This window comes from Idiomarina sp. HB (genome assembly GCF_048059115.1).
GTDB classification, from domain to species: domain Bacteria; phylum Pseudomonadota; class Gammaproteobacteria; order Enterobacterales; family Alteromonadaceae; genus Idiomarina; species Idiomarina abyssalis.
Genome location: NZ_JAYLVU010000001.1, coordinates 201,853 through 215,347 on the forward strand (window position 1 = coordinate 201,853; position 13,495 = coordinate 215,347).

A 13,495-nucleotide genomic window follows, 5' to 3' on the forward strand; every position below is an offset into this window, starting at 1 on the left:
TTCGAAAGCCGCTTAAGGCACAATAAAGGCCATAAAATGATAACGAAAAAAGCCAGACTGTATTCGTAAAATGACTGCACCAAACTTTGTTCACCTAAGAATTCATAGTGACTTTTCCATGATAGATGGCCTGGCGAAAGTTGGGCCCATTTGTGAAGCGGTTGCTGATGCCGGTATGCCGGCGTTGGCAATTACTGACCAAATGAACTTTTGTGGTTTAGTCCGCTACTATGGCGCGGCGCACAAGTTAGGGTTAAAGCCTTTAATTGGCTGCGACTTTTGGGTTCAGGCCGATTACCCGGAGTCCGAGCTTTTTCGGTTAACCGCCCTGGCGATGGACAATGAAGGTTATCAGCAAATTACACAGCTGATTTCAAAGGCGTATTTAAGAGGTAATATTAAAGGTAAGCCAGTTATCGATAAGGACTGGCTTAAAGAGCACAACGAGGGCATTATCCTTCTGTCGGGCAGTCGACAAGGGGATGTTGGACAGGCTCTGATTAAAGGGCATGACAGCCAACTTGATCTTGCTCTGGATTTTTATCAGCAGTACTTTCCAAATCGCTATTATCTTGAGTTGGTGCGTACAGGGCGTCCTCAGGAAGAAGATTACCTGCATAAAGCGGTTGCCTTAGCTGGTCAAACGGAACTCCCTGTCGTTGCGACTAACGAAGTTGTTTTTCTTAAAGAAGAAGACTTCGACCCGCATGAAATTCGAGTAGCCATTCATGATGGTTATCAGCTAGAAGACAAGCGCCGTCCTAAAAAATATTCTCCGCAGCAGTACCTTCGTTCCAGCGAAGAAATGATAGAGCTGTTTTCTGATATTCCTGAAGCAATAGAAAACACGGTTGAGATAGCCAAACGCTGTAATGTTACTGTGCGTTTAGGGGAGTACTTTCTTCCCAAGTTTCCAACGGGCGACCTGACTACTGAAGCGTTTCTCATCAAAGCTTCAGAAGAAGGTCTGGAAGAACGTTTAGAGTTTTTATTTCCAGACGCAGAGGAGCGGCAACAAAAGCGTCCTGAATACGATGAACGGCTGAAACGCGAGCTGGGCGTTATTAACGATATGGGCTTTCCTGGCTATTTCCTTATCGTTATGGAGTTTATTCAGTGGAGTAAAGATAACGGTATACCCGTAGGCCCGGGCCGGGGCTCGGGTGCGGGCTCTTTAGTGGCTTATGCGCTTAAAATTACCGATCTTGATCCGCTTGAGTTTGACCTGCTTTTTGAACGATTTTTAAACCCAGAACGGGTTTCCATGCCCGATTTCGATGTCGACTTCTGTATGGATCGCCGTGACGAGGTTATTGACCACGTAGCGGATCTTTACGGGCGTGGAGCGGTCTCGCAGATTATTACTTTTGGCACCATGGCGGCTAAAGCGGCCATCCGTGACGTTGGCCGGGTGCTGGGCCATCCTTACGGTTTTGTCGACAGAATTTCAAAGCTGGTACCGGGTGACCCGGGCATGACTCTGGCTAAAGCCTTTGAGGTAGAGCCTCAACTTGGTGCTGCGTACGAGCAAGACGAAGAAGTTAAGGCCATTATAGATATGGCCCGTATTCTGGAAGGTGTGACCCGTAATGCCGGTAAACATGCTGGTGGTGTGGTTATTTCTCCAACCAAAATAACTGACTTTTCGCCACTGTATTGTGACGATGAAGGCAACAACCCGGTTACTCAATTTGATAAAGACGATGTTGAATCAGCGGGCCTGGTTAAGTTTGACTTCTTAGGCCTCAGAACGTTGACCATTATCCAATGGGCTGTGGACATGGTAAACCGGCGCCACGCTAAAAGTGGCAAAGACCCTATAGATATTACCGCAATTGATTTAACCGATCCGGCTTGTTTTAAATTATTGAAGAAGGCCGAAACAACGGCGGTCTTCCAGTTAGAGTCTCGTGGCATGAAAGAGCTGATTAAAAAGCTTCTGCCGGACTCCTTTGAAGACATTATCGCTTTGGTTGCGTTGTTTCGTCCGGGGCCATTGCAATCGGGAATGGTTGATAACTTTATCGACCGAAAGCACGGTCGTGAAGAGATCTCTTACCCGGATGTTAAGTATCAGCATGATAGCTTGCAACCGATACTGGAGCCTACCTACGGGGTTATTCTGTATCAAGAGCAGGTAATGCAGATAGCGCAGGTTCTGGCAGGTTACACGCTTGGTGGTGCAGATTTATTACGTCGCGCAATGGGTAAGAAAAAGCCAGAGGAAATGGCCAAACAGCGCGAGATTTTCCGTGAAGGGGCCGCTAAAAATAACATCGACCCTGAACTGGCCATGAAAATCTTTGATTTGGTTGAGAAGTTTGCCGGTTATGGCTTTAACAAATCGCACTCTGCCGCTTATGCGTTGGTTTCTTACCAGACTTTATGGATGAAGACCCATTACCCCGCAGAGTTTATGGCTGCGGTGATGTCAGCAGACATGGACAATACCGATAAAATTGTCACTTTAGCTGATGAATGCGAACGCATGGGGCTTGATTTATTACCACCCGATGTGAATAAAGGTGAGTACAAGTTTACTGTCGACGAGCAGCAGCGGGTTGTGTACGGCATTGGGGCCATTAAAGGTGTCGGTGAAGGTCCTATTGAATCGATCATTCAGGCGAGACAAGAGGGTGGTCCGTTTCGGGATTTATTCGATTTTTGTTGTCGGGTTGACCTGAAGCGCATGAATAAGCGTATTCTCGAACGCTTAATTCGCGCCGGCGCAATGGACAACCTTGGACCGCACCGTGCAGCGCTGATGGCAACGTTGGAAAAAGCGATTCGCCAGGCAGAGCAGCACCTTAATGCTGAGAAAATTGGTCAGTCTGACATGTTTGGGGTTCTGACGACCGAACCCGAAGCGGTTGAACAAGAGTTTGTTAGCGTGCGCAAATGGTCAGAAGCGGTATGGTTAGAGGGTGAGCGTGATACTCTGGGGTTATATTTAACCGGACACCCGATCAATCGCTTTCGTAAAGAGCTCAAGCACTACATTAATAGCACGCTGTCCAGTGTGACTCCTACGCGCAAAGATGAAAGTATCGCAATTGCGGGGCTGGTCATCGATATTCGCGTATTGACCAATAAACGTGGTCAGCGTTTTGCTATAGTTACTTTAGATGATAAAACAGCGCGCATGGATGTGCGTTTATTCAGCAATGAGTACGAAAGTTATCAAGAATTGCTAGAAAAAGACCGAATTTTGTGGGTAAAAGGTGAGGTCAGATTTGATAACTTCAGTAATAGCAATACAATGACAGCCAGAGAAGTGATGGCAATTGAGCAGGCTCGGGAAACGTATCTCAGACACATAGCAATTACAGTCACCGATGAGCAGCTCACTAATGGCCTTGCCAGCAAACTGGAAAAGCTATTAAAACCCTTTGCTGAAGGGACTTGCCCGATAAAAATGCGGTATCAGTCGGAACGTGTTGAAGCCACTTTAAATGTTGGCGCACAATGGTATGTGAATCCGTCTGATGAACTACTATACGAATTACAGAACTTGTTGGGAACTCAGCAAGTTTCACTCGAATTTTAAAGGAAATGACAGCGAATGAGCCTTAATTTTCTGGATTTTGAACAGCCGATTGCAGAACTTGAAGCGCAGATTGAAGAACTGAAATCTGTTGGTGACCGCGGGCAACTGGATCTCAACTTAGAAGAAGAAGTCCAGCGGCTGACCACAAAAAGTCAGGAGCTGACAGAGAAAATCTTCTCTGATCTCGGTGCGTGGCAGGTAGCACAACTGGCGCGTCATCCGCTACGTCCATACACGCTTGACTATATCCGTATGATCTTCACCGAATTTGATGAAATGGCGGGTGATCGCTCTTTTGCGAATGACGAAGCAATTGTCGGTGGTATTGCACGTTTGGATGGCAAGCCGGTGATGGTTATTGGTCAGCAGAAAGGGCGTGAAACGAAAGAAAAAATTCGCCGTAATTTTGGTATGCCAAAACCGGAAGGTTATCGGAAGGCATTGCGGCTTATGGAGACAGCTGAACGTTTCAATATGCCGGTAGTAACTTTTATTGATACGCCCGGAGCGTATCCTGGAATTGGCGCTGAAGAGCGCGGGCAAAGTGAAGCAATTGCTCGTAACTTAAAAGTTATGGCTCGTTTAACTGTTCCGATTGTTTGTACTGTTATAGGCGAAGGCGGCTCTGGTGGAGCACTGGCTATTGGTGTTGGCGACCGGGTTAATATGCTGCAGTACAGTACCTATTCGGTTATTTCTCCCGAAGGTTGTGCCTCAATTTTATGGAAAAGTGCCAGTAAAGCACCTTTAGCAGCAGAAGCTATGGGGGTAACTGCGCAGCGTAGTAAAGAGCTCGGTTTAATCGACGCTATCATTCCTGAACCTCTGGGCGGTGCGCATCGCCATAAGGAAGAAATGGCAACGCGACTGAAGCAGCAGTTGGTGTCAGACTTAGAAAGCCTAAAAGACCTAAGCCACGAAGAGTTGCTGGACCAGCGTTATCGTAAACTGATGTCTTTCGGTTACTGCTAATTTCCAATGACGGTTGACGGTCTATACGACCTATTTTGTGACGCTTTAGAATCTCTCGCATTAAAGCCGGGGCAGCAATTAGTTGCTGCTCTGGGCGGTGGGGCTGACTCACAAACCATTCTTGATTTGCTGATGCGTTATCGTCAGCAACATCCTCAGTATGACTACCTGGCGATTCATCTGGATCACAGTTTCCATCCAAGCTCTGCTGACTGGTCCTCGACCATAGAGGAAGCAGCAAAAGCTTACGGTATTCCAACCATTTTTGAGCCACTCGATGTGCCTGTTGCAAACAGGCAGAGCAAAGAAGCCGCAGGTCGTGAAGGGCGCTACCAACGGATGGCTGAACTGACTCAAAATGACGCCGTGCTACTGCTTGGTCAGCACCGTAACGATCAAATTGAAACCTTTTTTCTGCAGTTAAAACGTGGCAGCGGTCCTAAGGGCTTGTCTTCTATGGCACGTATTCAGCCGTGGGCAGGAAACCGTCGATTATGTCGACCTCTGCTGAGTGTCAGTAAAGAACAAATTTTAGATTACGCAACGCAGCGTAATTTGACCTGGATAGAAGACGATACCAATTACGATACAAGCATTGAGCGAAACTTTCTCCGGCATGATGTCGTTCCTGTACTGGAACAACGTTGGCCTCAGTTTGGTCAAAGTGTTTTGCGTGCCGCAAAGCTTTGTGCTGAACAACAGCAGGTTATGGATGAACTGTTGTTAGAAAAATTACATAACCAACAGAGCCATACCCATCACTTTCCTATCTTGTTACTAAATCAGCGCTCAGAAGCAATGCAACGTGCCTTGCTACGCACTTGGCTGCAAGAGCAGAAAAAGCCGTTACCAAGTTACGAGCAGCTAGAACAAATTCGCCGTCAGGCACTCACAGCAAGAGATGACAGTCAGCTACAAATACAGTGTGACGGTTACGTTGTACGGTATTTTCAGCATGCGCTTTGGTGTGACGTTAAAGTAGCCGAATTACCCGGTGATTCTTTAGTAACTGAAACGAACGTCGACTTGGGCAAGTGGGGTAAACTGACTGTCCCGATTGAGCTTGTCAACGGCAGTAATCAGCTAAAACTGACCTTTTCATTGCCCGCGGAAAAACTGGCAAAGCCCGGACGTCAGGGACGAAAAAAACTTAAGGAGTGGCTAAAGCAGGCCGGTGTTCCGCCCTGGTTAAGACAAAGACGACCCATACTTGAACTCAATGAAAAATACCTTTGGGTTGCCGGTATGGGTTGGTTCAGTTTTCAGACTGAGGACACTCTCAGTTTGCCGGAGCCGGTATGGTTTAACTCAGATGCTGACCTTTTCCCGCTACTTTAGCGGCGTAAAGACGTCTGTCGGCTTCATCAATAATGTCTTGTGCGCTGTGAAAGCTTTCCATGGCCAAACTGCCGGCACTGACACCAATGTTAAAAGTGGCAAGTTTAATGTCGTTATTAAGCGCATTACGTATGCGTAGGAACACTTCCTCGGCTTGTTCCGGTTGAGTGTTTTCGAGAATGAGTACGAACTCGTCACCACCGTAACGAAACACCCGGTCGGTATCTCGCAGCTGCTGTTGTAATAATTGACCAAACTGCTTAAGTACTTCGTCACCTTGTTGGTGGCCATGTCGGTCATTAACCGCTTTGAAGCCGTCCATGTCCAATAGCATGACAATATGAGACTGGCTGTTGTCCCGTTTTAGGCGAGCACTGAGGTGCTCTAATGTCTCGTCTAAAAGAGCTCTGTTGCCTAAGCCGGTTAAATGATCGCGCACCGCAACTTTCCGTAAACGAGAGAAGTGTATTGCATTTCTCAGCGGGAAGGTCAGGTGTTTATGCATTTGTTCCAGTCGCAGTTTATTAACGTAGGAAGGGGTGCGTTTAAATTGATAGACCATTTGTCCTAAGTATTCGTTATCAGCGTAAAGCATGACCGAGTACTCACTATTTTGGTCCTGGTAATTACCAACCAAGTTAATAATTTGATCGTCTGAGATGAATTGTAATGCGCTAACAGGCAGTCGTTGCAGCATATAGTCGGCATAAATTGACAGCACTTGATTTAAGTCGAGAGAGGTTTGCAAGCGCTCGCTGAGCGGAGCCGACTTGGACTTTAGTTCTGTTGATGATGTTAATTGACTGATAATCGCCTGAGTTTTGTTCTCAGTTGTTTTAGTCTCAGCTTTAGCGACAGCTCTGTTTAACATGACAAACCTTTGTGCCTGAATTTAATAATTGAAATTAACTTTGCAAAATTCGAGCCAAAATAAAAATCTTTATAATTTACAAAACTTTATAAGAGCTAGTTTTTCTGAAACAAAAGAGTGTTACTATTTTGACACTACAAAAACAAAACGACTCAGGAGCTTCTGAATGAACGGTACTTTTTCCAGTCTGCTGCTTTTATTAGCCGTTGCTGTGATTCTGGTCTGGTTGTTCCGGAGAATTAAGTTACCCGCAATTTTGGCTTACTTAGTTGCAGGTATTATCGCAGGCCCAGATGTAATGGGTTGGATAGCCGATCCCGATGATTATCATCTGGTCGCAGAACTGGGAATTGTGTTGCTGTTGTTCTCGCTCGGCCTGGAGTTCTCGTTGCCTAAAATGATTGCAATGCGACGCTGGGTATTCGGGTTAGGAGCCGCACAGGTTCTTGGTTCATTGCTGGTATTCTTGCTCATAGCTTTTATTTGGTTAGATGAATGGGCAGCTTCGTTAGCAATAGCCGGTGCGCTGGCTCTGTCATCGACGGCGGTTGTTATTAAGCAGTTGAAAGAAAGCGCGCAAACCTCCACCCGGCGAGGGCAGATGAGTGTCGCTATTCTGCTTTTTCAGGATATAGCCGTTGTTCCCCTGCTTATTATCATTCCACTATTAGCATCCGATGACGGCAATATTGGCACCACTTTATTGTTTGCCTTAGCCAAAGGTGCCGCGGTTATTGCCGTGCTTATGACTATTGGGAAATGGGTATTACCTTACTTATTTAAGGAAATAGCTAAGCAGAGAACCGATGAGCTGTTTGTGCTTGCTACGTTACTGGTCGCTCTGGTTGCCGGTGGTATGACGCATATCTTTGGGCTTTCCATGGCACTGGGGGCTTTTCTTGCAGGTATGATGCTGGGGGAAAGCCAATATAAGCACCAGCTAGAAGCCGATATTCGTCCATTCCGTGACATTTTGATGGGGCTCTTTTTTACCACCATTGGTATGCAGCTTCAGCTTTATGGTTTTGTTCAAAATTTTCACTGGATACTTCTGGCGCTGGTTATTATGGCGGTGATTAAAATTGCCCTGATAAGCTCGGTTGCACGCTTTATGGGTGAGCGAGATGAAGACGCCTGGGGCAGTGGTATTTCGCTGTTTCAAATGGGTGAGTTCGGCTTCGTTATTGTGGCGTTAGCAAGCACTCATGGTTTACTGAGTAAAGAAATTGTGACCAGCATGATAGGTATTGGCGTACTGAGTATGGCGATGACCCCTATAATTATTCATCGTCTTAAACCCCTGGTTAACTTAGTGGTTCGTCACCCTGATCCATTAGTCGATATTGAGAAGCAACGCACAACGGGCAGTGAGGGTCTTGAAAATCAAGTACTGATTTGCGGTTTTGGTCGGGTTGGGCAAACCATGAGCCGGTTTCTTGATGCTGAGGGAATTACGCATATTGCCGTCGATAATGATCCGATGAGGGTTCAGGAAGCAGTCGCCGGTGGCGCCCGGGTTTATTTCGGAGACAGTGCCCGTAAAGACATTTTACGAGCCGTAGGAGCTGAAACGGTGGACTTGATTATTATCAGCTTTGCCGATGACCTACGCGCACTGGATGTATTGAAAGAACTGCGTCAATTGAACCCTGATGCTTACATTATTGTGCGCAGTAAAGATGATATGAGATTGACTCAGCTGCAGGAAGCTGGCGCTTCTCAGGTGGTACCGGATACATTGGAAGCAAGCCTGATGCTTATTTCTCATGTGTTGAACCGTAGCGGGATTCCGATACGCCGTATTCTTGCCCGGCTGGATAAAGAACGTCGTAACCATTATGGCGAGATGCATGGTTTCTTCCAGGGCTCGGAAACGGATATGGACCCAGAGCTTTCGGATAAGCTGGAGTTTCTGAAAGCGTTAACTTTGCCGGAAGGTGCCTGGGCTATCGGTAAACGCATTGATGAACTCGACTGGGACAAGCATCAGGTTCAGTTGAAAGCTTTGCGACGTGATGACGAGGAGTTTCCTGAGCCCGACAGTGATACAGAACTGGAGTCACAGGATGTGGTTTTGTTAATGGGTAAACCGCGTTATGTAGAGGCAGCCGAACGTTGGTTACTGGAGGGTTGAAACAGTCCGTTACAACTTTCCGGCGTATTAACACAACTGGCAACAGTTAACGTCTAACATTTTACAATATTAACAGCGATAATGAGGCTGTGAATTAATCAATAAGAGCAGAACAATAAAATGAAATTTCCAAAACGCGCCTTTATTCCACCTTTAATCATTGTGGGTGCTATTGTTTTATCAGTCTTGGCCAGTATGACTGCTGAGCCTCCAAAGCAACGCGACCAGACAAAGCCTGCAGCAATGGTTGAGGTTCTCGAAGTCAGTCCCCGCGACATGACTTTTATTGTTGATTCCCAGGGAACAGTAAGACCTAAGCATTCCACTATGCTGGTAGCTGAGGTCACCGGTCAGATTGTCGATGTGGCCGATAACTATAATGCCGGCGGTTTCTTTAAAGAAGGTGACATGCTGATTCAGGTCGATCCTTCTGATTACGAAGTCGCTGTCCAACAAGCTCGGGCAGCACTGTTGCAAGCTCAATCGGAACTTGAGCAGGAGAAAGCACGGGCAAGAGTTGCAGAAGAAGAATGGGCAGCATTTGAAGACGGAAAGGCTCCCGAGTTAGGTTTACGTAAGCCGCAACTGGCCAGTGCTATCGCGGCGGTGGAATCTGCAGAGGCAAACCTTGCAAAAGCAGAGCGTGATTTAGAGCGTACAACCATTAAGGCACCATTTGACAGTGTATTAAGAAGTAAAGAAGCAAACTTAGGGCAGTTCGTTTCAACGGGCAGCCAAATAGCCTTGGTGTTTGACACTCGTACTGCAGAAGTTCGCTTGCCTTTAAGTGACCTCGATATGACGTATATTCTGGATCCGGCCGTTGCTGAAGAAAAGCCTCGCGTTCAGCTAGAGTCGCTCGTTTCGGGTCAGTCGGCGACGTGGCAAGGCAGATTGGTTCGTACCGAGGGCGTATTAGATGAAAACAGCCGTGTCATTTATGGCGTTGTTCAAATCCCTGACCCTTATAACTTAGAGGGTGAAACACACCAAGTGCCATTACGCTATGGCCGATTTGTCCAAGCCCAGGTTGAAGGCAGATATGCGCAAGGTTTAATGGAAGTTCCTACCTATGCGTTGAATCCAGATAGCTCTGTATGGGTTGTTCCGGAAAGTCGTGAACTGGAAAAACGCGATGTAGAGGTAGTGCGTACGCAAGGTAACAAGAGCCTAATAAGTTCTGGTTTGGAAAGTGGCGACAAAGTGGTGCTTACTCAGCTCAAAAATGCCTTACCGGGTATGAAAGTGCGTTTGCCGGGCGATCCTTTACCAGAACAAATGGAAACAGCAGCCAAGTCAGATGACGGTGACAAAGAAGACACTGACTCTGAAAATGTAGGCGGGTAAGTATCATGACGACAGAAAAACAGACTGGCCTGATTGCGTGGTTTGCACGCAATACAGTGGCCGCAAATCTATTAATGATCATTATTCTGGTTGCTGGCGCGTTATCGGTGTTTAGTGTACGCAAGCAAATGTTTCCAGAAGTTGAATTAAATATTATCAGCATTCAGGTGCCATTTCCCGGCGCCGCACCTCAGGAAGTTGAACAGGGTGTGATTATGCTGATAGAAGACGCTATTGAAGATGTTGACGGTATCGAGGAAATGACTTCACGCTCACGCGAGGGCGGCGGTACAGTCACATTAGAAGTAGAGCCTGATTATGATGTACAGGTTGTCATGGATGAAGTAAAAATGCTGGTGGATGCTATTCCTAACTTCCCTCAGCAAATTGAAAAGCCGAATATTTACCGGGTTCGTCCCCAGCGACAAGTTATCTGGATGTCAGTATACGGTGACCTGGATGAGAGGGGGCGCAAAGAACTGGCCAAGGAAGTTCGTGATGAACTGAAGACGGTGGGCGGCATTACCAAAGTTGATGTTGTTGGTGACCGTGATTATGAAATTTCAGTCGAAATTTCGCAGCAAGATCTTGAGCGTTATGGACTGACTTTCTCGCAAATAGTTGAAGCGGTGCGTGGTACCTCAATTGATGTGGCTGGCGGCTCAATTAAAACGCCTAATGGCGATATTCTATTGCGCGCGAATAACCAGGCTTATGTTGGCGGCGAGTTTGAAAAAATTGTTCTGTTAAGCCGGGCTGATGGTACTCGTTTAACTTTGGGTGATATTGCTAAAGTGCAAGACGGCTTTGTGGAAGAGGAGTCTTACACTCGTTTTGACGGTAAGCCGGCAACCTTTGTTCGGGTGCAATCGGTCGGTGATCAAAATGATTTGAAAATAGCAGAATACGTTCGAAATTACGTAGAAAGAAAAAATAAGGAATTGCCCGATGCGGTCCAATTGGCGCAATGGGGAGATTCCTCTTATTACCTCCAGGGTCGCTTAGATCTTATGCTAAACAATATGTGGATGGGTGGTTTGCTGGTCTTCCTCATGTTGTCGCTTTTCCTGCAGTTGCGTTTGGCGTTCTGGGTCATGATAGGTATTCCTGTCTGTTTCCTGGGAACCATTGCATTAATGCCACTCCCCATGTTTGACGTTTCTATTAATATGATATCGCTGTTTGGCTTCATATTAGTGTTAGGGATAGTGGTGGACGATGCCATAGTCATAGGGGAGAGTGCTTACACCGAAATAGAAGAAAACGGTAAGACAGTTGATAACGTTATTGCGGGGGCTAAGCGAGTTGCTATGCCGGCAACCTTTGGCGTGTTGACTACCATGGTTGCGTTCGTCCCCATGTTAACTGTTGAAGGTGGTATGGGCGCAATCTGGGAGTCTATTGCCTGGGTTGTTATTCTTTGTCTGGCGTTTTCATTGGTCGAATCAAAGCTGATTCTGCCTGCGCACATCAGCAAAATGAAATACTCCAAGCAAGAAGGTGAAAAAGCGAATGCGTTTCAGCGATTCCGCAATAAATTTGCCGGTGCCATTAAATCTTTCGTTGAAAATTACTACCGACCGTTTCTTAAAAAGTGCCTGCATTATCGCTATACAACATTAGCGAGTTTTGTTGGTCTGCTGATTTTAATGATAGGCCTTATGAGCGGCGGTATCGTTCGCTGGGTTTTCTTCCCGGATATTCCGAGTGACTTTGTTCAGGCAAATGTAGAAATGCAGCCTGGTACGTCAGAAACACGGACTATTGAGGTTTTGAATAGTGTAGAGCAGTCTCTGACGGCAGTTGATAATCGTATTAAGGAAACAGAGGGTGACGGAGCTGTCAGACATACCAATATCTGGATGAATGGCACTACGGCAGGTACGGTTTTTGTTGAGTTGAAAAAAGGCGAAGATCGCCAGATAGACGGTTTTGAAATTGTAAATCAATGGCGTGAGGCGGTGCCTGAACTGGCCGGTGTAAGAGCGCTTAACTTCCAGGGAAGTATAGGTGGAGGTAGTGGCTTTGACATTGAATTTCAGCTAGTAGGTGAAGACCTGGACGAACTAAAAGCCGCAGCGGATGAACTGAAGCTCGTACTTGCCGAATACGATGGTGTCTTCGATATAGAAGATACCTTTGGGGACGGTAAAGAAGAGATTCTGTTACAGACTAAGCCATTGGCTACAGCCATGGGTATTAACCTGGCTGAGTTGGCTACGCAGGTTCGCTACGCATTTTATGGGGCTGAAGCACAGCGTATTCAGCGGGGAGACGAAGAAGTAAAAGTCATGGTTCGTTACCCTCGTGATCAACGCGAGTCTGTTGGTAACTTACAGGATATGAAACTGCGCGCTCCGGACGGGTCTGAAATTCCATTTACCGAACTGGCGGATATTGAGTTTGCTGAAGGTTACAGCACCATTACTCGTATAGACCGTCAACGTTCTGTGAATGTTCGTGCTCGTGCGGATAAAGATAAAGTTGAGCCTTTCCGCATTGTCGAAGAGGTTCGTAAAGAGAAAATCCAGACTATTCTGGATAAGTATCCAAGTGTCAGCTTTGAATTACAGGGCGCTACTCAAGACGAGGCGGAAGCGACTGGTTCGTTGGCAATTGGTGGTTTGTTGGCGATGTTTGCAGTCTATGCGCTAATGGCTATTCCATTGAAATCATACAGTCAGCCGTTGATTATTATGTCGGTGATACCTTTTGGGGTTATCGGTGCGGTTATCGGGCACTGGGTAATTGGTATGCCGGTTAGCATTTTGAGTCTGTTCGGTATCATTGCGCTGGCTGGGGTTGTGGTAAACGACAGTTTGGTTATGGTCGACTATGTTAACCGTGCACGTGAAGTGGGAACCGACTTACGTAAGGCTGTTCTGGATGCCGGTTGTCGCCGTTTCCGGGCCATTACCTTAACCTCGTTGACCACCTTCTTTGGTTTGCTACCGATTGTACTGGAGAAGAGTCTGCAGGCGAAAATAGTGATTCCAATGGCGATATCATTGGCATTCGGTATTATCTTTGCCACCGTTATCACCTTATTGTTGATACCTTGCCTGTATCTCATTCTGGCCGATAGTAAACGGGGCTTGCGTACTATGTTGTCCTGGTATGGGTTGGCAAAACCGCCGGAACCCAAAGATATGAGTACGAAAGAGGCATTAGAAAACTACTAAGTGCCTGAGAAGAGAAAATAAAGCCGGAGCTAAGTCTCCGGCTTTATCGTATGAGCGGTCATAAACTGGTAAACTAATGTCATTACACTATTTAATAAATGGAT

At 46.5% G+C, this 13,495-nt stretch carries 7 protein-coding genes; 6 read left to right on the forward strand and 1 reads right to left on the reverse strand.

Going from position 1 to position 13,495, the window contains the following annotated elements:
• Positions 1–70 precede the first annotated feature (70 nt).
• Genes dnaE through tilS form a run of 3 tightly spaced genes read left to right on the forward strand, consistent with a single transcriptional unit; the run spans position 71 to position 5,857 of the window.
• Positions 71–3,547 (forward strand): DNA polymerase III subunit alpha, encoded by a 3,477-nt coding sequence (gene dnaE, locus VBY75_RS01055; protein ID WP_222235515.1) that lies wholly within the window; start codon positions 71–73, stop codon positions 3,545–3,547.
• A 15-nt stretch (positions 3,548–3,562) separates the two neighbouring features.
• Positions 3,563–4,519, forward strand: coding sequence for an acetyl-CoA carboxylase carboxyl transferase subunit alpha (accA, locus tag VBY75_RS01060; RefSeq protein WP_222235514.1), 957 nt, complete (start codon positions 3,563–3,565; stop codon positions 4,517–4,519).
• A gap of 6 nt (positions 4,520–4,525) precedes the next feature.
• The gene (tilS, locus tag VBY75_RS01065; protein ID WP_416510648.1) at positions 4,526–5,857 is read left to right on the forward strand and encodes a tRNA lysidine(34) synthetase TilS; all 1,332 of its coding nucleotides are present in this window, start codon (positions 4,526–4,528) and stop codon (positions 5,855–5,857) included.
• On the opposite strand, the gene VBY75_RS01070 is transcribed toward tilS, so the two are convergent.
• The gene (locus VBY75_RS01070) at positions 5,823–6,728 is read right to left on the reverse strand and encodes a GGDEF domain-containing protein (RefSeq protein ID WP_416510650.1); all 906 of its coding nucleotides are present in this window, start codon (positions 6,726–6,728) and stop codon (positions 5,823–5,825) included. The genes tilS and VBY75_RS01070 overlap by 35 nt on opposite strands.
• 166 nt (positions 6,729–6,894) lie before the next feature.
• Here VBY75_RS01070 and VBY75_RS01075 point away from each other — a divergent pair, with 166 nt between their 5' ends.
• From VBY75_RS01075 to VBY75_RS01085, 3 genes are all read left to right on the forward strand, one after another.
• Complete coding sequence (locus VBY75_RS01075; protein ID WP_222235511.1) at positions 6,895–8,862, forward strand: monovalent cation:proton antiporter family protein; 1,968 nt, start codon at positions 6,895–6,897, stop codon at positions 8,860–8,862.
• Between the two features lie 120 nt (positions 8,863–8,982).
• On the forward strand, positions 8,983–10,209 hold the full coding sequence (locus VBY75_RS01080; protein WP_416510652.1) for an efflux RND transporter periplasmic adaptor subunit: 1,227 nt from the start codon (positions 8,983–8,985) through the stop codon (positions 10,207–10,209).
• Between the two features lie 5 nt (positions 10,210–10,214).
• Positions 10,215–13,391, forward strand: coding sequence for an efflux RND transporter permease subunit (locus VBY75_RS01085; protein WP_222235509.1), 3,177 nt, complete (start codon positions 10,215–10,217; stop codon positions 13,389–13,391).
• The last annotated feature ends 104 nt before the right edge of the window (positions 13,392–13,495 follow it).

What these genes read in the sequence shown, in the direction of transcription:
- VBY75_RS01075 (WP_222235511.1), top strand. Translation starts at nt 6,895, where the DNA reads ATGAACGGTACTTTTTCCAGTCTGCTGCTTTTATTAGCCGTTGCTGTG.
- VBY75_RS01080 (WP_416510652.1), top strand. Translation starts at nt 8,983, where the DNA reads ATGAAATTTCCAAAACGCGCCTTTATTCCACCTTTAATCATTGTGGGT.
- dnaE (WP_222235515.1), top strand. Translation starts at nt 71, where the DNA reads ATGACTGCACCAAACTTTGTTCACCTAAGAATTCATAGTGACTTTTCC.
- tilS (WP_416510648.1), top strand. Translation starts at nt 4,526, where the DNA reads ATGACGGTTGACGGTCTATACGACCTATTTTGTGACGCTTTAGAATCT.
- accA (WP_222235514.1), top strand. Translation starts at nt 3,563, where the DNA reads ATGAGCCTTAATTTTCTGGATTTTGAACAGCCGATTGCAGAACTTGAA.
- VBY75_RS01070 (WP_416510650.1), bottom strand. Translation starts at nt 6,728, where the DNA reads ATGTTAAACAGAGCTGTCGCTAAAGCTGAGACTAAAACAACTGAGAAC.
- VBY75_RS01085 (WP_222235509.1), top strand. Translation starts at nt 10,215, where the DNA reads ATGACGACAGAAAAACAGACTGGCCTGATTGCGTGGTTTGCACGCAAT.